Raw genomic sequence first — 24,142 nt, forward strand, 5'->3', positions numbered from 1 at the left:
GAGGGGCGCGCAGAACTGTAGCGCCTACTGTAGGTCGGACTTCAGTCCGACAGACAAGGATTGCTGAAGCAGTGCTGTCGGACTGAAGTCCGACCTGCAGGAATGGCCCCCGCTCACCGCTCCCCCTCACTCCTCATCGCCGCAATGCTCGAAATCCACGGCCTCTCCCGCCACTTCAACGGCCGCCCGGTGCTGGCCGGGATCAACCTCTCCCTCTCGCCCGGCGAATATGTGGCGATCGTCGGTGAATCCGGCGTCGGCAAATCCACGCTGCTCAACCTGATCGCCGGCCTCGACCGGCCCGATGGCGGCACGCTGTCTCTCGACGGCTGCGCGTACGCCGGGCTCGATGAAGACGCGCTCACCCGCCTGCGCCGGGACAAGCTGGGCTTCGTCTTCCAGGCCTTTCACGTGCTGCCCCATCTCACCGTGCGCCAGAACGTGGCGCTGCCGCTATGGCTGCAAGGCGTGGATGGCGATGCGGCCGACGCGCCCGCGCAGCAGCTCCTCAACGCCGTGGGCCTGGGCGACCGGGCCGGCAGCTGGCCGCGGGAGCTTTCCGGTGGCGAGATGCAGCGGGTCGCCATCGCCCGGGCGCTGGTGCATCGGCCGCGACTGGTGCTGGCCGACGAGCCCACCGGCAACCTGGACCCGGCCAACGGCGCGCGGGTGCTGGATCTGCTCGCCACGCGCATCCGCGAGGCGGGGGCGATCGGCATCCTGGTCACCCATTCGCTGGAGGCGGCCGCCACCGCCGACCGGGTGCTGCGCCTCGACGCCACCGGCCTGCACGGATGAAGGCGCGGGTGCTGGCGCCGGTCTTCCTCGGCTCGCTCGGGCGGCGGCGGGTCGCCACGCTGTTCTCCTTCGTCGCCATCGTGCTGGGGGTGGCGCTGGGGATGGCGGTGCAGGTGGTGCATGAGGCGGCGCTGAGCGAGTTTGGCCGCGGCATGCGCAGCCTGGCGGGTCAGGCTGATCTGCAGGTGGCGGGGCCAAAGGGCGGTTTCGACGAAGCCCTTTACGCGATTCTCGCCGCGCGGCCGGAAGTGGCCGAGGCGAGCCCGCTGGTGGAGCTGGATCTCAAGCTCGTTGGCCGCGACGAAACCCTGCACCTGCTGGGCGTGGATATCTTTGCCCTGGCCCGGGTCGCGCCCCGGCTGCTACCCCGGCCCCGGGACGAATCTGCGCGCTTTGCGGTGCTGGAAGACGACGCGCTGTTCCTCAGCCACGCGGCGGCGGACGCCCTGGGCGCACCGCCCGGCAAAAGCCTGCGGGTGCTGGCCGGTGCGGCGGAGGTGGATCTCAAGATTGCCGGCGATCTGCCCGGCGTGGAGGACGGCCGCCGTCTGGCGGTGATGGACATCGCCGCGGTGCAGACGCGCTTCGGCCGCGTCGGGCGCCTCACGCGGATCGACCTGAAACTGGCCGAGGGCGTGTCGCCGGAAGCGGCCATCGCCCGGCTGCAGCCGCTGCTGCCGGCGGGCGTGGTGGTGACCGCGCCTGAGGCCGCCGAGGACGAAGCGGCCAACCTCTCCCGTGCCTACCGCGTGAATCTCACCATGCTGGCGGCGATTGCGTTGGTGACGGGGGGCTTTCTGGTCTTCTCGGCCCAGGCCCTGTCGGTGGTGCGGCGGCGCACCGAGTTTGCCTTTCTGCGCGCCATCGGCCTTGCCCGGCGGCAGCTCTTTGGCTGGCTGCTGGCCGAAGGGGCGGCGGTGGGGCTGGCCGGCGGCGTGGTGGGCGTGGGTGTGGGTTATGGGCTGGCCTGGGGTGCGCTGGCGCTGCTGGGGGGCGATCTGGGGGCGGGATATTTTGCGGGGCTCAAGCCCGCGCTGGTCTTTCAGCCGGGGCTGACGGCGGCTTATGTGGGCTTGGGCGTGCTGGCGGGCGTGGCCGGGGCGTGGCTGCCGGCGCGGGAGGCGGCGACGGTGGCGCCGGCCCGGGCCCTCAAGGCCGGCGACGAGGCGGCGCTGCTGTCGGGCCATGGTCAGCCGCTGGTCGGGCTGGCGCTGCTGGGGGCGAGCGCGGCGGCGTGCTGGATTCCGCCGCTGGATGGCCTGCCCGTGGGCGGCTATCTGGCCGTGGCCTGCCTGCTGGCCGGGGGTGTGCTGCTGTTGCCGGCTGTGGCGGCGGGGCTGGCGCGGCTGCTGCCCGATCACGGCCCGGTGCCGGCCCGGCTGGCGGCGGCCCGCCTGGGCGCGGCCCCCGGCCACGCGGTGGTGGCGGCGGCCGGGGTGCTGGCGAGCGTGGCGCTGGCGGCTGCGATGGCGATCATGGTGGCGTCCTTCCGGGATTCGGTGGATGAGTGGCTCACCCAGCTGTTGCCGGCCGATCTTTACCTGCGCACCAGCCGCAGCGCCTCCAGCGGTTTTCTCGACCCCGCCCAGCAGGCGCGCATTGCCGCGGTGCCCGGCGTGGCGGAGCTGCGCTTCACGCGGATGGACAGCCTGCGCCTGGCGCCGGGACATCCACCGGTGGCGCTGCTGGCGCGCCCCCTGCCGCCCGACGGTGCCGGCCTGCCGCTGGTGGGCGCGGCGCGGCCGGGGCAGGGCGGGGTGACGATCTGGATCTCCGAAGCCGTGCAGGACATGCTGGGCTGGCGCCCGGGTGATGCGGTGACGCTGCCCCTCGCCGGGCGCAGCGTGGCGGTGCGGGTGGCCGGCGTGTGGCGGGATTACGCCCGCCAGACCGGCGCGGTGATGATCGACCTGGCCGATTACCGGCGCCTCACCGGCGACCCGCTGGCGAGCGACGCGGCGATCTTCCTGAAGCCCGACGCGGCTCCGGCGGTGGTGGAGGCGGCGCTGCTCGCCACCGCGCCGGCCGGGGCACTGGAGGTGGCCCGGCCCGGGGAGATCCGCGCCATCACTCTGCGCATCTTCGACCGCACCTTTGCGGTCACTTATCTGCTGGAGGCGGTGGCCGTGGCGATCGGTCTTGCCGGTGTGGCGGCGAGCTTTGCGGCGCTGGCGGCGGCACGACGGCGGGAGTTCGGGATGCTGCGCCACCTGGGCCTGACGCGCCGCCAGATCGGCTGGATGCTGGCCCAGGAAGGCGCGCTGGCGGCCGGCGTGGGCGTGCTGGCCGGGCTGGCGGTGGGCGGCGCCATCGGGCTGGTGCTGATCGAGGTGGTCAATCGGCAGAGCTTCCACTGGAGCATGGACCTGCACGTGCCCTGGCTGTCGCTGGCGGTGTTCGGCGCGGGGCTGGTGGCCCTCGGGGCCGGCGCGGCGGTGCTCGCCGGGCGGCAGGCGATGCGTCAGGACGCGGTGCTGGCGGTGCGTGAGGACTGGTGATGGGACTGCAGTGCAAAACGGGGGCCATGCAGCGCAGCGCTGCATGGGTGCACCTTTCAAGTGCAACACCCGAGTTCGGAACTTCAACGATGCTGAAAAAAGCATCGGCGCCGGAGTCCGGAACTCGACCATTGCTGCTTTTTGCTGCAACGATGCACTTATCAAGTGCATTTGCGGAGCTTCGAGCTCCGGCATTGATGCTTTTTGCAGCAATGGTGAAGCTTGGAACTGCGACGGTGCAGTTCGGAGCTGCAATCGCAGCGCGATGCCCTGCGGTGACGCAGGTTGATGCCCGGCACCCACGCCCGGGATGGGGCCGGTCTGTCTGCCCCGCTGCAACAGGCCTGCCCGACGCTGGAGGCGTGGCATGAAGCACGGTGCAAGTCCGAATCCGATGCGCCGCCGCCTGCTGCTGGCGCTGGCGGCCCTGCCTGGCTGGGGCACGGCGCGGGCCGCGGATTTTGCCCCAGTGCTGCCCGGCCGGCGGCTGGTGTTTCCGGCGGATCACGGCGCCCATCCGGATTTCCGCACCGAGTGGTGGTATGCCACCGGCTGGCTTGCGTTGCCGGACGGGCGTCCGCTGGGCTTTCAGGTGACCTTCTTCCGGGTGCGCACCGGCGTCGGCGAGGGCAGCCCCAGCGCCTTCGCACCGCGTCAGCTGGTGATGGCCCACGCGGCGATCGCCGACCCGCAACTGGGGCGCCTGCGCCATGACGAGCGCTCGGCCCGGGTGGGCTTCGGCCGCGCCGGTTTCGAGACGGAGCGTACCGCGGTGTGGTGTGGCGACTGGCGCTTTGCGCTGGATGGTGGGCGCTACCGGGCGGAGGTGCGCGCGGCGGATTTCGCCTACGCACTGGATCTGACGCCCGATGGCCCGCCGCTCCTCAACGGCAAGGCCGGCTTCTCGGCCAAGGCGCCCGACCCGCGCCACGCCAGCTACTACTACAGCCGGCCCCAGCTGGCGGTGAGCGGCACGGTGACGCTGGACGGCAGCAGCCAGCCAGTCACCGGCAAGGCCTGGCTGGATCACGAGTGGTCCAGCGAACTGATGCCCGAGGGCGCCCAGGGCTGGGACTGGCTGGGCGCCAACCTCGACGACGGCAGCGGCCTGATGGCCTTCCGGATGCGTGGGCAGGACGGCAATCCGATGTGGGCCGCGGCCAGCTGGCGGGCGGCCGATGGCACGGCGCGCATCCTCACGCCTGCGGATGTGCGCTTCGAACCGCTGCGGGAGTGGCGCTCCCCCCGCACCGGCATCCGCTACCCCGTGGCCTGGCGGCTGACGGTGGCGGGCCGGATGTTCGAACTGCAACCCCTCATCGACGACCAGGAACTCGACAGCCGCCGCTCCACCGGCGCGGTGTACTGGGAGGGCGCGGTGCGCCTGCTGGAAGGCAGCCCCCCCGGCCGCGAGGTGGGGCGGGGGTATCTGGAGATGACGGGGTATGGGGAGCGGATTAGGGTGGGGTGAGAGTTCCCCCGGTGCTGTGTAAGCAAATTTAACTGGTGTCTACACACCGGATGAGGCAGCAAGTGACTTGGCTCGAGAGATCATTCGACGAACGTCAGAGGAGGCATTTATTGGAGTTAACTCGATATTGGGGTGCTTTGCGCTGAAGACGCGGAATACTTCGTCAGCGAAAGCTTGACCGATGGATGTCACTCCGGTGAAATCAAGCATGACGACCTTGAATCGGTCGATTCTCGACAGTAGCCGCTTGGCTTGCGATCGAGAGACTAAATTGTCGTCCCCATATTGCATCAGTCTGACGGGGACTACCGTCTTGTTGAAGCCGTAGTCCTCTCCCGAAGAGAACTTGTCAAAGACTTTCTTGGTGGTCCGCGCAGTATGGTTGTGTAGCGTCATTGTTACCAAGGTACCTTCTTGCGGACGGTTTCGTTGGAGAATCCAATCCTCTTTCTTGTCAAACTGATGTGAGAAAAATACTTCTCCAGAGAGAATGTCAAACTCATCAAACATTCGTGACGAAAAAAAGATGCCTTCGCCCGAGTGGTTGGCCGGATCAGTCGTTAGCTTGCCTTTGGCCAGTTCTAGTACCGCGTGCCGCTCATCAACCAAATCGAGCGCGCTTCGAATCTTCTTGAAGATGCCGACACCGTTGTCGTAGATAGTCACGGTCGTAGATGCCGCGGTCTTTTTCACAGATATGAGAACGTCACTGGCATCCGAGTGGTCGATCACGTTGTTAAGCATCTCGGTGAAACCATAGTGCCAAATGTTCAGGACGTTTCTTGGCAGCTTTTCTAGCCGTGGCGCAACGTCGTTACGCCAAACTGAGTCTTCGGTCAGTGATGGTGTAAGCTCGTATTGATGACTCCATTGCAGCAATGGAGCAAGACGATAGAGCTTACTTCGCGTATTCCCGCTGACCACAACAGCCCCTTCGTCAACCAAGCGCTTTAGGTGCTTGTGGACGGCCTGCCTTGAGCAGGCGAATTTCTCTGCCGCGATGCGTACAACATCTGATGGATGCGCATCAATGTTCTCGATAAGAAATTTACGTACGGGTTCTCCGCCGGTTCGGACTGCGGGCATTTGTCAACCTCCTTTTGTTGTATTGTCAACGTTTCTGTCGTCTTGTCAACTGAGATCTGTGAAGTTTAAATCGCCCAGAATTGCATAGTTGTGTGCTGAGCTGCATTGGGTCCCTCGGGTAACGTGCGGTACGAGTGATGGAGCGCCCGCTTGTGAAGCGTGGCTAAACGACGTGAACTTGAAAGTCTCATTTTGTGCCTCATCTATGCCGCAGACAGAAATCCGGAGGCCCTATGCGCTACGACAAGTTCACCACCAAATTCCAGCAAGCCCTCGCCGATGCCCAGAGCCTCGCGGTGGGCAACGACCAGCAGTTCATCGAGCCCCAGCACCTGCTGCTGGCGCTCCTCAATCAGGACGACGGCAGCACCGCTTCGCTGCTGCAGCGGGCCGGCGTGAATGGCGCCGGGCTCAAGGCGGCGCTCGTGAAGGCGCTCGATCGTCTGCCCAAGGTGCAGGGCCACGGCGGCGAGGTGTCCGTCGGGCGTGATCTGGGCAACCTGCTCAACCTCACCGACAAGGCTGCCCAGCAGCGCGGCGACGAGTTCATCGCCAGCGAGATGTTCCTGCTGGCCCTGGCCGACGACAAGGGCGAGACCGGCCGCCTGCTGAAGGAACACGGCCTGACCAAGAAGGCGCTGGAGCAGGCCATCGACGCCGTGCGCGGCGGCCAGAACGTGGGTAGCGCCGACGCCGAGAGCCAACGCGAGGCCCTGAAGAAGTATTGCGTCGATCTGACCGACCGCGCCCGCCAAGGCAAGCTCGACCCGGTGATCGGCCGCGACGACGAGATTCGCCGGGCGATCCAGATCCTCCAGCGCCGCACCAAGAACAACCCGGTGCTGATCGGCGAGCCCGGCGTGGGCAAGACGGCCATCGTCGAGGGCCTGGCCCAGCGCATCATCAATGGCGAAGTGCCCGAGACCCTGAAGGGCAAGCGCGTGCTGGTGCTCGACATGGCCGGGCTGCTGGCCGGCGCCAAGTACCGTGGCGAGTTCGAGGAGCGCCTGAAGGCGGTGCTCAACGACATCGCCAAGGACGAAGGCCGGATCATCCTGTTCATCGACGAGATCCACACCATGGTGGGCGCCGGCAAGGCCGAGGGCGCCATCGACGCCGGCAACATGCTCAAGCCCGCGCTGGCCCGCGGCGAACTCCACTGCATCGGCGCCACCACCCTGGACGAATACCGCAAGTACATCGAGAAGGACGCTGCGCTGGAGCGCCGCTTCCAGAAGGTGCTCGTCGATGAGCCGAGCGTGGAATCGACCATCGCCATCCTGCGCGGCCTGCAGGAGAAGTACGAACTCCACCACGGCGTGGACATCACCGACCCGGCCATCGTCGCCGCGGCGGAGCTTTCGCACCGCTACATCACCGACCGCTTCCTGCCCGACAAGGCCATCGACCTGATCGACGAGGCCGCGGCGCGCATCAAGATGGAGATCGACTCCAAGCCCGAGGTGATGGACAAGCTCGAGCGCCGCCGCATCCAGTTGGAGATCGAGCAGCTGGCGGTGCAGAAGGAGAAGGACGAAGCCTCGCTGAAGCGCCTCGGCCTGATCGAGGAAGAGATCGCCCGCATCAAGAAGGAATACTCGGATCTGGAAGAAATCTGGAAGGCCGAGAAATCCGCGGTGCAGGGCTCGGCCCAGATCAAGGAAGAGATCGACCACCTGAAGGCCGACATCGCCCGCCTGCAGCGCGAAGGCAAGCTCGAGAAGGTGGCCGAGCTGCAGTACGGCAAGCTGCCCCAGCTCGAGGCGCAACTCAAGAAGGCCGAGGCCGGCGGCGACGCCAGGCCCGCCAACAAGCTGCTGCGCACCCAGGTGGGCGCCGAGGAGATCGCCGAGGTGGTGAGCCGCGCCACCGGCATCCCGGTGTCGAAGATGATGCAGGGCGAGCGCGAGAAGCTGCTGCACATGGAAGACAAGCTGCACCAGCGCGTGGTCGGCCAGGACGAGGCCGTGCGCCTGGTGGCCGATGCGATCCGCCGCTCCCGCGCCGGGCTGTCGGACGAGAACCGGCCCTATGGCTCCTTCCTGTTCCTCGGCCCCACGGGCGTGGGCAAGACCGAGCTGTGCAAGGCGCTGGCCGAGTTCATGTTCGATGCCGAGGATCACCTCATCCGCATCGACATGAGCGAGTTCATGGAGAAGCATTCGGTGGCCCGCCTGATCGGCGCGCCTCCGGGCTACGTGGGCTACGAGGAAGGCGGTTATCTCACCGAGCAGGTGCGTCGCAAGCCGTATTCGGTGATCCTCTTCGATGAAGTGGAGAAGGCTCACCCGGACGTCTTCAACGTGCTGCTGCAGGTGCTCGACGACGGCCGCATGACCGACGGCCAGGGCCGCACGGTGGACTTCAAGAACACCGTGATCGTGATGACCAGCAACCTGGGCAGCCAGATGATCCAGCAGATGTCCGGCGACGACTATCAGGTCATCAAGCTGGCGGTGATGGCCGAGGTGAAGACCTACTTCCGGCCGGAGTTCATCAACCGGATCGACGAGGTGGTGGTCTTCCATGCGCTCGACGAGAAGCACATCGCATCCATCGCCCGCATCCAGCTGGCCTATCTCGAGAAGCGCCTGGCGCGGCTCGACATGCACCTGGACGTGAGCGACGCGGCGCTGATGGAACTCGCCAGCGCCGGCTTCGACCCGGTGTTCGGCGCCCGGCCGCTCAAGCGGGCGATCCAGGAGCACATCGAGAACCCGCTCGCCAAGCGCATCCTCGAAGGGCAGTTTGCCGCCAAGGACACCATCAAGGTGGATTGCATCGACCGGAAGATCACTTTCGTGAAGGCATGATGACCGTCTGACCGTGTTTGCCCGGAAGGCCCGCAGCGATGCGGGCCTTCTGCTTTGGTGGTCAGGAAGCTGAATGCGGATTGACTTTCAATATCGCTGAAATTATATTCAGATAAAATCAAGACAACTGTTCTGGATATCTTCATGCCTGTCGTCGTCCAGCGCCTGATCGCGCTGCTGTTGTGTTTTGCCCAGCTGGGCTGCGTCACCTCGTACTGGATGCGGGACAAATACTCCAAGGACACCATCCGGAGCTTCACGGTCACCGGCGATGGCAGCGAGTTGGTCGTGCTGGGCGACAAGTACCACTATTTCTTTCCGTCGTCCGCTCCGCTCCTGAAGGTTCTGACCTGGGAAAGGCGGGCGGTGCTGGAGGCGGACCTCGACCATTCATTCTCTGCCGACCGGGACAAGGTCAAAGGGACGCTCTATCTGTCGGCCAGGATCGCCAGACTCGACGACGCGCAGCGGGCGTTCCTGCTTCAGGCGGGCTTCAGGGAGTCGGAATCCTCCCGAACGACGCTGTACAAACGCTTTGATCTGGAAGGCCGTCGCTACAGTGCGGCGGGTGTGCATGTGCCTGACGACATCGCTTTCGCGCATCCCTACGAGGTGTACGTCCTGGAGGTGACGCCGCCGGAAATGTTTGCCGCCAAGCTTCTGGCGACGCCGGTCACCGTGGCAGCCGACGGCGCGCTGATCGTCGGCGGCGTCGCCCTGGTGTTAGTCGTCGGTACAGCGGCGATGCTCGTGAGCGGTAGCAAGGCACTTAGATGACGCACTAGGCGCCCTCTGCATGACACCCTATTTAACTTTTTCCGCATGCTGCAGGTGGGGCGGGCACCGATAAGCCTATATACTTGCAAGGTTTGATTTAAACCATCATTTGGAAAGGATTTTTCATGCAGGAAGACGACGACAACCAGAACCTCGTGCTCGGCATTCTCTTTGGCGTCATTGCGCTGGTCATCGGCTTGGTGATCGGTCTTGCCTCCTACGTCACCGGCCAGACCCGTGAAGCCGCACCGGCTGCCGTGGCCGCCGTCGAGGCCCCCGAGATCGCCGAAGTGGGCGAGCCCCTGATCAAGCTGTACTTCGATTCCGGCAAGGCCGAGTTGCCCGCCAACGCCGCCGAGGAAGTCGCCAAGGTCGTCGCCAAGCTGCAAGAAGAACCCGCCAAGCTGGTGCTGATCTCCGGCTACCACGATGAAACCGGTGGTGCCGCCGTCAACGCCGAAGTCGCCAAGGCCCGCGCCCTGGCCGTCAAGGACGTTCTGATCGCCGCCGGCATCCCCGCCGACAAGGTGAACCTGCGCAAGCCGGCCATCACCCTGGGTGGTGGCGACGCTGCCGAAGCGCGTCGCGTGGAAGTGCGCGTGCAGTAATCGCCGCACCGCGCAGCCAGAAGAAAGCCGGGTCCGCCCGGCTTTTTTTCGTTCACGGCCGGGGCAGATCGACGCCGGGCTCGGCTACCATCCGCCCATGATCCGCTACCAGACCCTCGCCGAGCAGACCGGGCAACTCATCGAGAGCGGCGTGCTGCGCCCGGGCGAGCGCCTGCCCTCGGTGCGCCAGGCCTGCCGCATCCACGACGTGAGCCCGGTGACCGTCACCCAGGCCTACGCGCTGCTGGAAAGCCGCGGGCTCGTCGAGGCGCGGCCGCGCTCCGGCTACTTCGTGCGTGTGCGGCGGGCCCAGCGCCTGCCCGAGCCGGCGATGAGCCGCCCGCAGCCGGATTTCACCGAGCTGCAGGTGAGCGACTTCATCTTCCAGATCCTCGACAGCGTGAAGGACCCGGCGGTGGTGCCGCTGGGCTCCAGCTTTCCGGCGCCCGAACTCTTCCCCCTTGACCGGCTGGGCCGCTGCCTCGCCCACGCGGCCCGGCATCTCGATCCGCGCGCCACCATCACCGACCTGCCGCCGGGCAACGAGGAGCTGCGCCGCCAGCTGGCACTGCGCTATCTGGGCCACGGCGCCCAGGTGTCGCCGCGGGAGATCGTCATCACCTCGGGCGCGATGGAAGGGCTCAACCTGTGCCTGCAGGCGGTCACGCGCCCCGGCGATCTGATCGCCGTCGAGTCGCCCACCTTCTACGCCGGCCTGCAGGCGGCCGAGCGGCGTGGGCTGCGGGTGGCGGAGATCCCGTCGCACCCGCGGGAGGGCGTCAGCATCGAGGCGCTGGCCGAGCTGCTGCGCCACCACCGGGTGAGCGCCTGCCTGTTCATGCTCAACTTTGCCAACCCCACCGGCGCGCGGATGCCCGACGCGCGGCGGCGTGAGCTGGTCGAGCTCCTCACCCGCCACCAGGTGCCGCTGATCGAGGATGACGTGTACGCCGAGCTGTACTTCGGCGATACCGCGCCCCTGTGCTCCAAGGCCGTGGACCCGGCCGGCATCGTGATGCACGTGTCGTCCTTCTCGAAGTGCCTCGCGCCGGGTTACCGGATCGGCTGGGTGGCGGCCGGGCGCTACGCCGACGCCGTCCAGCGCCAGAAGCTGGCGAGCAGCATCGCCACCACCGTGCCGGTGCAGATCGCCCTGGCGGATTACCTCAAGCAGGGCGGCTTCGACAAACACCTGCGCGGCCTGCGCCAGCGCCTCGCCAGCCAGGAGGCGGCGCTGGTGGCCGCGGTGGAGGCGCACTTCCCGGATGGCACGCGCCTCGCCCGGCCCGAGGGCGGTTACTTCCTGTGGCTGGAACTGCCGCCCCAGGTGGATGCCCTGCGCCTGCATCAGGCCGCGCTGGCGGCGGGGATCAGCCTCGCGCCGGGGCCGATTTTCTCGGCCACGCGGGAATTCGGCCACTGCATCCGCCTCAACTTCGGCCACCCCGATCCTGCTCGCCAGCGGGCGGCGGTGGAAACCCTCGGCAAGCTGGTGGCCGCCCAGTTGTAGCGCATCTGTACCTATTGTTTTTCTGATTCTCTGAATCTGTGCCTATCCGGCGCCGGGTGGTCTACTTCGCCCATCGGGGATTCGCCCCGTCCGGAGGCACACGATGCAAGGCAAGGCCCACACAGCGCGGGTGACGCTGTACCGCAACAAGGGAAAGATCCACGCCCGTTCCACCCGCGGACGTTTCAACAGCATGCGCTGGGCCATGGTGTGGCTCACCCAGCTGGTGTTCTACGGCGCCTGCTGGCTCGGCTGGACCGACGATGGTGGCGCCACGCGCCAGGCGCTGCTGTTCGACATCGCCCACGAGAAGTTCTACCTCTTCGGCCTCGTGCTGTGGCCCCAGGACGCGCTGCTCCTGGCGATCGTGCTGATCCTCGCCGCCACCGGGCTGTTCCTCGTCACCGCGATGGCCGGCCGGCTGTTCTGCGGCTTCGCCTGTCCGCAAACGGTTTACACCTCGATCTTCATGTGGATCGAGGAGAAGGTCGAAGGCGACCACCTGGCCCGGCGCCGCCTCGACGACGCCCCGTGGTCTGCCCGCAAGCTCGCCCTGCGTGCCACCAAGCATGGCCTGTGGCTGGCGCTGGCGGCGTGGACCGGGATCACCTTCGTCGGCTACTTCACGCCGATCCGCGAGCTGCTCCCGGCCGTGGCCAGCTGGCAGCTGGGGCCGTGGGAAGGCTTCTGGGTCGTCTTCTACGCCCTCTTCCTGTACGTGCAGGCCGGCTTCGCCCGTGAGGCCGTATGCCAGCACATGTGCCCGTACTCGCGCTTCCAGGGCGTGATGTTCGACCCGACCACCCGCACGGTGGCCTACGACACCGCCCGCGGCGAACCCCGCCGGGCCAAGGGCGGCACGGGTGCCGGCGACTGCGTGGATTGCGGCATCTGCGTGCAGGTGTGTCCCACCGGCATCGACATCCGCGACGGCCTGCAATACCAGTGCATCAACTGCGGCCTGTGCGCCGACGCCTGCGACACGGTGATGGGGCGCATCGGCAAGCCCGCCGGGCTGATCCGCTTCGCCTCCGAGCTGGAACTTTCCGGCAAGCCCTCGTCCGCCCGGCCCCGGCTGGCGGTGTATGGCGGGCTGCTGGCGGTGTTCATCGGGCTCGGGGCATGGACCCTCGCCGACCGCTCGCTGCTGCTTGTCGATGTGCTGCGCGACCGGGGCAGCCTGGCGCGGGAAGCTGCGGATGGCCGCATCGAAAATGCCTACACCCTCAAGATCATGAACCTCGCCGAAGTCCCGCGGGATTTCCGCGTCGCGGTGAGCGGCATTGACGGCGCCGAGATCGTCGGCTCGGCGCGCTTTGCCGGCGTGCCCGGCGGCATCCGCACCGTGCAGCTCACGGTGGCCGTGCCGGCGGGCGAGGGCGGGGCGGCCGTACGCCCGATCGCCTTCGAGATCGCCGCCGAACAGGACGCCGCCACCCGCGTCGTCGAAAAGAGCACCTTCGTCCTCCCCTGAGCAAACCCCATGTACCACTACGACGAAACCGACCAGCAACTGGTGGACGACCGCGTCGCGCGCTTCCGCGACCAGATGGGCCGCTTCCTTGATGGCCGGCTGGGCGAGGACGAGTTCCGCCCGCTGCGCCTCCAGAACGGCCTCTACATCCAGCGCCACGCGCCCATGCTGCGGGTCGCGATCCCCTACGGCACGCTGGCCGCCCGGCAGCTGCGCCAGCTCGCCCACATCGCCCGCCACCACGACCGGGGCTACGGCCACTTCACCACCCGCAGCAACATCCAGTTCAACTGGGTGCGGCTGGAGGACGCGCCGGAGATCCTCGCCGAGCTCGCCACGGTGCAGATGCACGCGATCCAGACTTCCGGCAACTGCATCCGCAACATCACCACCGACCCCTTCGCCGGCGTGGCCGCGGATGAGCTGTTCGACCCGCGCCCGGCCTGCGAGATCGTCCGCCAGTGGTCCGCGCTGGCGCCGGAGTTCCAGTTCCTCCCGCGCAAGTTCAAGATCGCCTTTGCGGGTGGCGCCGAGGACCGCGCCGCGCTGCGCTTCCACGACATCGGCGCCGCCGCGCGCATTGGCGACGATGGCCAGCGGGGCTTCGAAGTCTTCGTCGGCGGCGGCCTCGGGCGCACGCCGATGGTCGGCCACAGCCTCAAGGCCTTTCTGCCCCAGGCGGAGCTCCTCAACTACTTCGAGGCCATCCTGCGCGTGTACAACCGCCACGGCCGGCGCGACAACAAGTACAAGGCGCGCATCAAGATCCTGGTGAAAGACCTGACCCTCGACGGCTTTGCCGCCGAGGTGGAGGACGAATGGGCGTGGAGCCGCGGCGGCCCCAACACCATCGACGCCGACCACTTCGCGCGGATGGAAGCCTTCTTCGCCGGCCCGGCCGATGCGCCCGCGCCGCCCGCCGAGATGCCCGACCAGCCCGTCGCCTACACCCGCTGGCTGGCTCGCAACGTCGCCGCCCACCGCCAGCCCGGCCGCGCCATCGTCACCCTGTCCCTGAAGGCCCCCGGCCAGGCGCCGGGCGACGCCACCGCCGACCAGATGGACGGCATCGCCGATCTGGCCGAGCGCTACAGCCACGGCGAGATCCGCGTGAGCCACGAGCAGAACCTCGTGCTGCCCCATGTGGCCCGTGCCGACCTGCCGGCGGTGTGGGCCGCCGCCCGCGCCCTGGGCCTCGCCACGCCCACCATCGGCCTCCTGCCCGATCTGGTGTGCTGCCCCGGCGGCGATTTCTGCTCCCTCGCCAACGCCCGCTCGCTGCCCGTCGCGGCGGCCATCCAGCAGCGTTTCGACGACCTCGACTACCTCTTCGACCTGGGCCCGCTGGAGCTCAACCTGTCCGGCTGCGTCAATGCCTGCGGCCACCACCACATCGGCCACATCGGCATCCTCGGCGTCGATAAGAACAACCAGGAGTGGTTCCAGATCACCATCGGCGGGCGCGAAGGCACGCAGGCCGCGCTGGGCAAGGTGATCGGCCCCAGCTTCGCCGCCGCCCAGGTGCCCGACGTGATCGCCCGCCTGCTCGAAACCTACGTCGCCCGTCGGCTGGAGGGCGAGCCCTTCATCGACGCGGTGGAGCGCCTCGGCCTCGACCCCTTCCGTCAGGCGGTTTATGGAGACAGCCATGCCCCACGTCATTAAGCACGGCCTGCTCGTCGCCGACGACTGGACGCTCGTCACCAGCGCCCCCGCCAACCCGGCGCGGGTGATCCTTCCCCTCGCCGACTGGCAGGCCCGCCCCGATCACCCGGCGGTGTGGCTCGCGCCGGACGAAACCCCGGACGCGCTGCTCCCGCATCTCGACCGCCTCGCGCTCGTCGCCATCCACTTTCCGGTATTCACCGACGGCCGCGGCTATTCCCTGGCCCGCCTGCTGCGCCAGCGCCACGGCTACCGGGGCGAGCTCCGCGCCTTTGGCGACGTACTGCGGGATCAGCTCTACTTTCTGCACGCCTGCGGCTTCGACGCCTTCAGCCTGCGCGCCGACCAGCCGCCGGCCGAAGCGGTGGACGCCCTGGCCGACTACCGCTGGCAGCCCCTCGGGCAGCGCTGAAACCGCCGGATTTGTGAATTTCATCGCAACCGCCGGTCATTAGCGCGGCTTTCCGGGCGGCATGCCCAAGTTGGTCACGGCGGTGCAGCATTGCCGGCGGCATCATGCGCGCACCGCTTCAACCCACTGCCTGCCGATGTCCGCTGCCAAGTTTGCCCGCTTCGCCTTGTCCGCCCTGTTCAGCCTCGCCGCCTTCGGCGCGTCGGCGGCCGTCCAGGACGAGGCGCCCGAGTGGAGCGACGAGCCGCCGGCCCTCGCCCGGTTGCTGGAGAGCGGCTTCAAGGCCGAGAGCCTGCGCCAGCCCGGCGTGGCCGCCGCCCACTACTGCGCCGCCGCCCGCGACGGCAGCGTCGAGGGCCAGTACCGCCTCGGCCGGCTCTACCTGATGGGGCAGGGCGTCGCCCGCGACAACCAGATCGCCACCACGCTCCTCTCCATCGCCGCCCAGCGCGGCCACGAGAAGGCCCGCAGCCTGGTGGTGCCGCTGCCCGGCGCCGAGCGCCTGCCCGACTGCCTCGTCACCGGCGCGCCGCCGGCGCTGATGATGGCCGCCGTTGCCGCCGACGAAGTGGTGCCCCAGGAAGTGGTCGATCGTTTTGTGAAGGCGCTGCCCGCCGACAAGCGCCGCCACGCCCAGCTGATCCAGAAGCTCGCCCCGCGGTTCAAGGTGGACCCGCGCCTCGCGCTGGCCATCGTGCGCACCGAATCCAACTTCGACGCCGCCGCCCGCTCGCCCAAGAACGCCCTGGGCCTGATGCAGCTCATCCCCGACACCGCCGAACGCTTCGGCGTGCGCGACGCCCTCGACCCGGAGCAGAACGTCCGCGGCGGCCTCGCCTACCTGCGCGTGCTGCTGTCCCAGTTCAAGGGCGACGTGGCCCTGGCCGCCGCCGCCTACAACGCCGGCGAAGGCAACGTGATGCGCTACAAGGGCGTGCCCCCGTTTGCCGAAACCCAGGAATACGTCCGCCGCATCCTCGCCTTCTACCGCGCCCCGCGCCACGCCGAAACCCTGCGCGGTTGATCGATATACACGGGGTGTTGGTCATCAACGCGCGGGTGTAGATCGATTATCAGCCCCTGTAGATCATCAACAGGCGCGCGTTGATGATCTACACCCGAGTGTAGATCGATGTTCACGGGGTGTATTCGATCTACACCCTCGTGTATTCGATATCGCACGCCCTGTAGATCATATTCACCAGGGTGTTGAAGGAATACGGGGGCTGCATGAACGATCGCGGCTCGCGTAGATCGGGTTAGCGCAGCGTAACCCGACGTCAATGCCGGTTGCCTCGTCCGATCGCGCTCGACGATCCGCCGGGCTGTCGGGATACGCTGCGCTATCCCGACCTACGTCTGCTTTGCCCCCGCCCTTCCCATGCCGGCCAGTCCCGGCTAAGTTATGCTCCTCGAAAGAACAACAGCAGGGGACAGCATGCATCAGCAGCAGTTTTACATTGGCGGCCAGTGGGTCGAACCTTCCTCCGCCGCTCGGCGCGAGGTCATCAACCCCGCCACCGAAGCGCCCGCCGGCATGATCGCCATGGGCGCGGCGGCCGACGTGGATCGCGCGGTGGCGGCGGCGAAGGCGGCCTTTCCGGCGTTCTCGGCCACCACCCGCGAGGAGCGGCTGGATCTCATCGCGCGCATCGGCGTGGCCTACAAGAAGCGCTTCGACGACATGGCGAAGGCCATCACCGCCGAGATGGGCGCGCCCTTCAAGATGCTGGCCAGCGGCGCCCAGGCGGCGTCGGGCCTCGGGCACTTCCGGGCGGTGGCGGCGGCGCTGAAGGAGATGGAGTTCGAGCGCCTGCAGGGCTCCACGCTGATCGTGAAGGAGGCGGCCGGCGTGTGCGCCCTCATCACCCCCTGGAACTGGCCGGCCAACCAGATGGCCTGCAAGATCGCCCCGGCGCTGGCGGCGGGCTGCACGATGGTGCTCAAACCCAGCGAGCTGGCGCCCCTGTCTGCCGTGGTGCTGGCCGAGATCCTCGACGACGCGGGCGTGCCGCCGGGCGTGTTCAACCTGGTGCAGGGCGACGGGGAAGGCGTGGGCGCGCCGCTCACAGCCCATCCGGACGTGGACATGGTGTCCTTCACGGGCTCCACCCGCGCCGGCAAGCTGGTGATGAAGACCGCCGCCGATACGGTGAAGAAGGTGGCGCTGGAGCTGGGCGGCAAGTCCGCCAACATTCTGCTGGACGACGCGGATTTCCCCCGCGCGGTGAAGCAGGGCGTGCTGACCCTGATGCTCAACAGCGGCCAGAACTGCAACGCCCCCTCGCGCCTGCTGGTGCCCGAAAGCCGGCTGGAGGAGGTCGAAGCCATCGCCGCGGCGACCCTCGGCAAGCTGGTGGTGGGTGATCCCTCTGACGACACGACCACCCTTGGCCCGGTGGCCAACGGCGCCCAGTTCGCCCGGGTGCAGCAGATGATCGACAGCGGCATCGCCGAGGGCGCCAAGCTGGTGGCCGGCGGGCCGGGACGGCCGGAAGGCATCGCCCGGGGTTACTTCGTGCGGCCGACGATCTTCAGCCGCGTCACGCCGGCGATGACCATCGCCCGGGAGGAGATCTTCGGCCCGGTGTTGTCGATCATCGCCTACCAGGACGAAGACGACGCGGTGCGCATCGCCAACGACACGCCCTATGGCCTGTCGGGCTACGTGTCGTCGTCGGACCTCGCCCGCGCCCGCCGCGTGGCCCGGCGCCTGCGCACCGGCAACGTGCATCTCAACGGCGCGCCGGTGGATACCACGGCGCCCTTCGGCGGCTACAAGCAGTCGGGCCTCGGGCGGGAGTGGGGCGCCTGGGGCATCGAGGAATACCTCGAGACCAAGGCGATCATCGGCCATGGCGCCGACTGAGCCTCGGGGCGCGGCATGAGGCTGGCTGCGATTCTGGCGGGCGCGGTGCTGGCGGCGGGCTTCCTCGCCGCCAATCCGGCCCGTTATTTTTCGCTGGCGGATCGGGTGGCCTGGCGGATGGGCACCCCGGCGCCGGGCCAGACCCGGCTCGAAGACACCCTGCACACGCTCTACCGGCGTGGCGATGCGCTGATCGGCAGCGACGCCACGCTGCTGCTGGGCGACAGCCACCTCCACGGCTTTCCCACCTCGCTGCTGCCGGGGTCGGTCAACTTCTCGATCGGCGGCGAGACAGCCGCCCATCTGGCCGAGCGGGTGGCTGACTACACCGCGCCGCTCCGGGTGCGGCAGGTGGTGCTGCTCACCGGGCGCAACGATCTGGCTCAGGGGCGCGCGCCGGAGGCGGTGGCGGCGGCGGTCGGGCGGATTCTCGGTTACATCCCGCAACGGACTGTCGTAGTCCTATTGGGTATTCCTACCGTGCGTTCTGGCGGCAATGCCGTACACTCCACCCGCGAAGCGAACCGTCTGCTGGTTGACGTTTGCGCCGCGCGGCCCGGATGCCGCTTCGTGAGCACCGAAACCCTGGCCGACGCGAGCGGTGCCCTCGACGCCCGCTTTGCCAGCGCCGACGGCGTGCATCTCAATCCCGCCGGCTATGCCGAGCTGGCTGCGCTGATCGCCGCGGCCACCCAGCCCTGAAGTCCAACCCAATCGCCGTTGCCCCGTCGCCTCACCCCATGAAGTCGCAATCCCTCCGCTTCAACGAAATCGATTTCCTGCGCGGCATCGCCTGTCTGGCGGTGCTGGTGTTCCACTATTTCTCGCGGGCGCCGCGGGCCGGGTGGATGCAGGGCGTGGATTACCCGGCCATCGAGCTCGTGGCCCGCTACGGCTACCTGGGGGTGCATCTGTTCTTCGTGATCAGCGGCTTCGTGATCCTCATGTCGGCCCACGACGCCACACCCCGGGCCTTCGTCGCGTCCCGCGTGGCGCGGCTCTACCCGACCCTGTGGGTGGGCGCCACGCTCACCGCCGGCACGGCGTGGCTGCTGGGCGAGGGGCAGTTCATGGTGTCGATGCGCGACTGGCTCATCAACCTCACCATGCTCGCCCACTGGTTCGACGCGCCCTACGTGGATGGGGCCTACTGGTCGCTGGGTTACGAGCTGCACTTCTACATCTTCGTGTGGGTGGCCCTGCGCCTGGGACTGATGCACCGCCTGCCGTGGCTGCTGGTGGGCTGGCTGGCGATCAGCGCCATCAACGCGGTCAAACCCATGTGGCCGTTGCAGTTCTGGCTCAACGCCAAGTGGGCGCCGTTCTTCGTGGCGGGCGGGGTGTTCTACCTGATCCGCACCCAGGGCGAGACCCTCGGGCGCTACGCGCTGCTGGCCGCGTCCTTCGTGCTGGCGCTGATCTACGCCCTGGGTGACGCCGCCACCCAGGGCACCGGCCCCGAGGCCGTGGTGCTGCGTCCGGTGGTGGTGGGCGCGGTGGTGACGGCGATCTTCGGCGTGTTCTGGATGATCGCCACCGGGCGCTTCACGATGCGCGCCTCGGCGATCACCTTCTACGCCGGCGCGCTCACCTATCCGGTGTATGTGATCCACCAGTTCTTCGGCGCGATGCTCTTCGAGCAGCTGCGCATGGCCCTCGGCAGCGTGCCGCTGGCGATGGCGCTGGTGGTCGCGGCGGTGGCGGTGCTGGCCTGGGCGATCCACGTGGGCGTCGAGCGCCCGCTGGGCAAGCGCCTGCGCCGCCTGCTCGACACCCCGCGGCTCGAAGCGCGGATGTCGTCGGTCGGCTGAACCCGGCCGCCCGCCATGCTCGTCGTCGCCCTCATCTGCCTCGTCCTGCTGGTGCTCACCACGGTGCTGCACTACGAGGTGCTGCGCTGGCTCTCCGCGGGCCTGCCGGCGCTGGGCATCCGGCCGCGGGCCAAGCTGGTGGTGGTGATCATCGCCGCCTTCCTCGCCCACGTGGCGGAGATCGGCCTTTACGCGCTGGCGATCGTGGTGCTGGTGCGCGTCGGCGGGCTTGGCATGCTGGGCGATCCGGCGCGCTTCGGTTTCGACGTGGCGCTGTATTTCTCGGCCGAGACCTTTACGTCGCTTGGCTACGGCGACGTGGTGCCCAGCGGCGACATGCGCCTGCTGGCGGGCGCCGAGGCGCTCAACGGCCTGCTGCTCATCGGCTGGTCGGCGTCCTACGCCTACATCGCGATGGAGCGATTCTGGAACGGGGCATCCCGAAGCAGCGACTGACGAACGGGGCGGGCCTGCATCGCCACGCTCCACTGATATCGTTCTTTCCGCGCAGGAAAGGGGCAACCGATCCGGGGGCCCCTTTTTTGTTCACGGTTGGCAATGCTGCGCCAGATGGGGCGCTGCCACGTGATGTGAGCTTGAGGGGCATCAGGGGCGAACCACTTCAGTCCGGCGTCTGTCCGACGTTAAAGCACACATCCCCGTCACCCCGTGAGGCGCCGCCATGACCCTGTTCGCCGACCTGCGCCACGTCATCTATGCGCTTTCCGACGCCCTCGACCTGGTGGGCGTGGATGACGTCGCCCACGGCAAGCGGGTGGGCATCATGGCCGCCGAGTGTGGCCGGGTGGCCGGCCTGCCGGAAACCGAAACCGCCTTCCTGCTCGATCTGGGCATGCTCCACGACATCGGCGTCTCCTCCACCCGGGCCCACTGCCATCTGGTCGAGAAGTTCGACTGGGACGGCTCCCAGGTGCATTGCGAGGTCGGCCACGCGCTGCTCAAGGGCTTCGGCCCCCTCGAAGCCATGGCCGAGCCGGTGCGCTACCACCACACCCGCTGGGACGCGCTGCCCACCGGCGACGTCGATCCCGACACCCTGCGCGCGGCCAATCTCATCTACCTGGTCGATCGCGTCGATGCGCTCGCCGCCAGCCACTACGCCGACAACTCGCTGCTGCTGTTCACCGACGACATCCGCGCCCGCATCGCCGAGCACGCCGGCACCTTCTTTTCGCCCGAGCTGGTCGAGCTCTTCCTCGACGCCTCCCACACCGAAGCCTTCTGGCTCGACCTCGAACCCCGCTCCATCCAGGCCCGGATGGTCGAATCCCTCGCCACCGCCCGCGACTACCCGGCCAACACCGACGAGCTCAAGCATCTGGCGGGCATCTTTGCCCGCATCGTCGACGCCAAGAGCCCCTTCACCGCCGAGCACTCCCTGGGCGTCGCCCGCCTGGCCCGCCATCTGGCCGAGCGCCTTGGCGTGTCGCCCGAGAACTGCGACAAGCTAGAGATCGCCGGCATGCTCCACGACCTGGGCAAGCTGCGCATCCCCGACGAGATCCTCGACAAACCCGGCCGCCTCGACGCCGCCGAGCGCAAGATCATCAACACCCACAGCTACGAAACCTTCCAGATCCTCCACGGCATCCGCGGCTTCGACGAGATCACCCGCTGGGCCGCCTACCACCACGAAGAACCCGACGGCAGCGGCTACCCCTTCCACCTCACCGCCGCCGAGATGCCCTTCGAAGCCGCCATCCTGCGCGTCGCCGACATCTTCCAGGCCATGGTCCAGGAGCGCCCCTACCGGCAAGGGCTGGGCAACGCCGAAGTGAGCGCATTCATCCGCCGCATGGCCGACGACGGCCGCATCGACAGCCGGGTGGCCGAAGTGCTGCTGGAGGATGTGCCCGCGGCTCGGCTGGCGGCGTGTCCGGCGTTGGATGAGCTGCCGGAGGCCAGCCTGGGTGCGTGAGGAAGGCGATCCGCCGAACCCTCGCGCGTGTCGGGAGCCCGGGAGGAGACGCGGTGGGCAGGCATGAAAAACCGGCCTGACGGCCGGCCATCTTTCACGGGCTGATGATTGCGGCCGAAGCAAGCACCTGCAGTGGTGCGCTTTCCGACGCCGCCGTGGTGAGTGTGAACAACATCTTGCGGGACGCGTTGGGCGCCGACCACTCGTAGGCAAGCGTCTTTGTCTGGCCGCTCGCGGTGGTCTGCGTCTGGTCGTTCCGCACCTGCCTTGCGACGAGCGGCGACGGTGCATTTGAAACCAGCCCCGCAAACAGTTTTCTGGCCGCCTCGGTGTCTGCCTTGCGCCCATGCACCGCGCAGAGATGCTTGCCACTCGGAAGCGCGAGCACGAAGGTTCCGTGCTTGTTCGGAACAGGCCACGCGTCCCCTGGGTTGCCAGCCAGGAAATGCGCGGCCTTATCCGGCGGCAACTTGGGCAAGGACTTCAGCTTTTCCCTGAGCGCCTCGAGATCCGACAGGTTTCTCATGCAGAGCGAGGCGTAGATGTTGGCAAACGATTTGGCCTGATCCTCTCCCTCGCTGGCAATGGACAAGCCGGGCGTGAGGGTGAGCGCGAGTAATGCGGTGGCAAGTCTGTGCATGAAAGATCCTTGTGAATCGGGCGTCCGATGTGGAGTGAGCACAGCAGGGCTCCCGCAGCTACCCTATCGACATCAATCGTCATCATCCTCATTGACTTCAAACCCCAGCAGAGTTGCCCGAAACTCATCGGAGGTGGCAGCCAGCAGGCGCTTGGTCTTGATGCTGGTCTTGACGGAGGTGTTGAGCCGGATGAGGTTCAGGGCGATGTGGCGGACCAGTGCGAGGTTGTGGGCCACATGGCCTGCGCGGGCACGGGCATAGTCGTCGCCGAATTGAACGTCCAGGCACCAGTGAAGCCGGTTTTCCACTTCCCAATGGCTTCTCACGGCGTGCATGAATTTCTCGGCATCGGGGGCAAAGCTGCTGATGTAGTAACGCCGCTCGACGCTGGTCTTCTCACCGACGGTGCGGGTGCGCTCGACCAGGGCAAAACTCTTCAGGTCACACCACTGCTCACCCTTGTAGAGCCGATCACCGGCCTCGAAGGCCCAGCAGCGCCGCCACTCGTCCCGGCCATGCCCGTGGTTGTGGCTCTCCCAGGTCGAGACTGCCTGCAGCGCACCGCCCACACCGGCCTGAGCCAGCAGGATCGAATCGAGCAGCTTCGGATGGTTGTCCTTCACGCACAGGACGTAATCCGCACCGCGCTCGCGAATCTCACTGGCGATGGCCGTCTGGGTGCCCATCGCATCGATGGTGACGATGCAGCCGGCCACGTCCAGCGTGCGCAACAACTGCGGAATAGCGGTGATTTCGTTGGATTTCTGATCGGTGGCGACCTGCCCGAGCACCAGACCCACTTCGGCCGCAAAGGCACTGACCATGTGCAGCGGCGCCGCGGCCGCCTTGCTCGTCGTGCGCCGGCTCGTCTTGCCGTCGATGGCGACCACCTGCTCCTGCCGCAGCGCCGGAATCACCCCAGCCACCCATTCACGAAACGCCCGCTCGAAGCTCTTCGGGTCCAGCACCGCGAAGACGCGTTCGAACGTGTCGGGCGAGGCGATGCCATAGTCCAGGCTCAGAAAACCACGCAGCCACGACAACTTCATGCGTCCCCATTGGCTGATGTCCTCGAAGTCGTCCGCGCCACTGAGCACCGCGCAGACCGCAATGGTCAGCAGTTCGCTCAGGCGATGCCGTGTCTGCTGCGCGTTGCGCCAGTCTTCGAGCCCTTCGAAAACCTCGACCATGTCCATCAACTTGCCCGCTTCCATCGTTCGCCCAAAAACGCAGAAAACTACACAAAAGCGGGGGCTGTGAACAGTGGGCCGGCAAGTGGCTGACCGTGAACGTTATTTGGGCTCGGGCAATGCTATTAGGGTAGCTGCGGCAGCCCTGGTGAGCACAGCCTGCGGCGGGCTGCGTTTCGTGACGGGATTGGGGCGGGGGGTGTCGGGTTACGCTGCGCTAACCCGACCTACGAAACTCCCGACCCCCTCCGAAGTACTCCGTCCTATACCGGAAGCCCTCGATTGAACGAATCGGATAGGGCTGCCCTATCCCGGAGCTCCTTCGGTCCGTATCCCGGACAGGCCACCCCTATCCGCGAGCTGCTCGCGAGCAGCTCCGGGCTCCTCGCGAGGAGCTCGCGGACAGGGCGGGTGTGTCGGCGGGATAGGGAGGGTGTGTCCCGGAGGTGCTCGCGAGAGACTCCGGGATAGGGCAGGACACTCGCAAAGCTCGTCGCGAGGAGATCGCGGAGGGTCGGGAGGGCTTCGGTGGTGCTCGGGGCGGCCTTCGGGAATGTCCGCAGGGTCAGATTGCTGGAGT

19 protein-coding genes are annotated in these 24,142 nt (G+C 67.5%); 16 read left to right on the forward strand and 3 right to left on the reverse strand.

All coding sequences use genetic code 11. The annotated features are described in order from the left end of the window. The first annotated feature begins 144 nt into the window (after positions 1-144). The 3 genes from GH681_RS09925 (at position 145) to GH681_RS09935 (ending at position 4,767) form a co-directional block, all read left to right on the forward strand. Complete coding sequence (locus tag GH681_RS09925) at positions 145-798, forward strand: ABC transporter ATP-binding protein (protein WP_153161393.1); 654 nt, start codon at positions 145-147, stop codon at positions 796-798. Further along, a complete protein-coding gene (locus GH681_RS09930; RefSeq protein ID WP_153161314.1) occupies positions 795-3,296 on the forward strand; it encodes an FtsX-like permease family protein in 2,502 nt (833 codons plus the stop codon). The genes GH681_RS09925 and GH681_RS09930 overlap by 4 nt, the downstream gene beginning before the upstream one ends. Positions 3,297-3,663: 367 nt before the next feature. Further along, positions 3,664-4,767 (forward strand): lipocalin-like domain-containing protein, encoded by a 1,104-nt coding sequence (locus tag GH681_RS09935; RefSeq protein ID WP_228111856.1) that lies wholly within the window; start codon positions 3,664-3,666, stop codon positions 4,765-4,767. A 39-nt stretch (positions 4,768-4,806) separates the two neighbouring features. Here the strand turns inward: GH681_RS09935 and GH681_RS09940 are convergent, their stop codons facing one another. Beyond that, a complete protein-coding gene (locus GH681_RS09940; protein ID WP_153161315.1) occupies positions 4,807-5,853 on the reverse strand; it encodes a DUF4325 domain-containing protein in 1,047 nt (348 codons plus the stop codon). 233 nt (positions 5,854-6,086) lie between these two features. On the opposite strand from GH681_RS09940, the gene clpB reads away from it, so the two are divergent. The 13 genes from clpB (at position 6,087) to GH681_RS10005 (ending at position 21,731) form a co-directional block, all read left to right on the forward strand. After that, a complete protein-coding gene (gene clpB, locus GH681_RS09945; RefSeq protein ID WP_153161316.1) occupies positions 6,087-8,666 on the forward strand; it encodes an ATP-dependent chaperone ClpB in 2,580 nt (859 codons plus the stop codon). 144 nt (positions 8,667-8,810) lie between these two features. Beyond that, the gene (locus tag GH681_RS09950; RefSeq protein WP_153161317.1) at positions 8,811-9,443 is read left to right on the forward strand and encodes a hypothetical protein; all 633 of its coding nucleotides are present in this window, start codon (positions 8,811-8,813) and stop codon (positions 9,441-9,443) included. Positions 9,444-9,568: 125 nt separating this feature from the next. Beyond that, positions 9,569-10,051, forward strand: a complete 483-nt coding sequence (locus GH681_RS09955; protein ID WP_153161318.1) for an OmpA family protein — start codon at positions 9,569-9,571, stop codon at positions 10,049-10,051. A gap of 97 nt (positions 10,052-10,148) precedes the next feature. Next, positions 10,149-11,561 carry a PLP-dependent aminotransferase family protein gene (locus GH681_RS09960; RefSeq protein WP_153161319.1) on the forward strand — a complete coding sequence of 471 codons (1,413 nt, stop codon included), beginning with the start codon at positions 10,149-10,151 and terminating at the stop codon, positions 11,559-11,561. Between the two features lie 103 nt (positions 11,562-11,664). Beyond that, positions 11,665-13,035, forward strand: a complete 1,371-nt coding sequence (gene ccoG / locus GH681_RS09965; protein ID WP_153161320.1) for a cytochrome c oxidase accessory protein CcoG — start codon at positions 11,665-11,667, stop codon at positions 13,033-13,035. A 9-nt stretch (positions 13,036-13,044) separates the two neighbouring features. Continuing rightward, positions 13,045-14,700 carry a nitrite/sulfite reductase gene (locus GH681_RS09970; protein ID WP_153161321.1) on the forward strand — a complete coding sequence of 552 codons (1,656 nt, stop codon included), beginning with the start codon at positions 13,045-13,047 and terminating at the stop codon, positions 14,698-14,700. Then, positions 14,684-15,112, forward strand: a complete 429-nt coding sequence (locus GH681_RS09975) for a DUF934 domain-containing protein (protein WP_153161322.1) — start codon at positions 14,684-14,686, stop codon at positions 15,110-15,112. Before GH681_RS09970 ends, GH681_RS09975 begins: the two co-directional genes overlap by 17 nt. A 136-nt stretch (positions 15,113-15,248) precedes the next feature. Further along, on the forward strand, positions 15,249-16,136 hold the full coding sequence (locus GH681_RS09980) for a transglycosylase SLT domain-containing protein (RefSeq protein WP_153161323.1): 888 nt from the start codon (positions 15,249-15,251) through the stop codon (positions 16,134-16,136). A gap of 414 nt (positions 16,137-16,550) precedes the next feature. Then, positions 16,551-17,981, forward strand: coding sequence for an aldehyde dehydrogenase family protein (locus GH681_RS09985; RefSeq protein ID WP_153161324.1), 1,431 nt, complete (start codon positions 16,551-16,553; stop codon positions 17,979-17,981). 15 nt (positions 17,982-17,996) lie between these two features. After that, positions 17,997-18,683, forward strand: a complete 687-nt coding sequence (locus GH681_RS09990; protein WP_153161325.1) for a GDSL-type esterase/lipase family protein — start codon at positions 17,997-17,999, stop codon at positions 18,681-18,683. Positions 18,684-18,721: 38 nt separating this feature from the next. Then, a complete protein-coding gene (locus GH681_RS09995) occupies positions 18,722-19,792 on the forward strand; it encodes an acyltransferase (protein ID WP_194271197.1) in 1,071 nt (356 codons plus the stop codon). Between the two features lie 15 nt (positions 19,793-19,807). Then, complete coding sequence (locus tag GH681_RS10000) at positions 19,808-20,248, forward strand: potassium channel family protein (protein WP_153161327.1); 441 nt, start codon at positions 19,808-19,810, stop codon at positions 20,246-20,248. A 226-nt stretch (positions 20,249-20,474) separates the two neighbouring features. Continuing rightward, the gene (locus GH681_RS10005) at positions 20,475-21,731 is read left to right on the forward strand and encodes an HD domain-containing phosphohydrolase (RefSeq protein WP_153161328.1); all 1,257 of its coding nucleotides are present in this window, start codon (positions 20,475-20,477) and stop codon (positions 21,729-21,731) included. A gap of 94 nt (positions 21,732-21,825) precedes the next feature. On the opposite strand, the gene GH681_RS10010 is transcribed toward GH681_RS10005, so the two are convergent. After that, a complete protein-coding gene (locus tag GH681_RS10010; protein ID WP_153161329.1) occupies positions 21,826-22,371 on the reverse strand; it encodes a hypothetical protein in 546 nt (181 codons plus the stop codon). 72 nt (positions 22,372-22,443) lie between these two features. After that, entirely contained in the window at positions 22,444-23,586 is a 1,143-nt protein-coding gene (locus GH681_RS10015; protein ID WP_153161330.1) for an ISAs1 family transposase, read from the reverse strand. Between the last annotated feature and the right edge of the window lie 556 nt (positions 23,587-24,142).

It is taken from the genome of Zoogloea sp. 1C4, assembly GCF_009469605.1.
Lineage (GTDB): Bacteria > Pseudomonadota > Gammaproteobacteria > Burkholderiales > Rhodocyclaceae > Zoogloea > Zoogloea oryzae.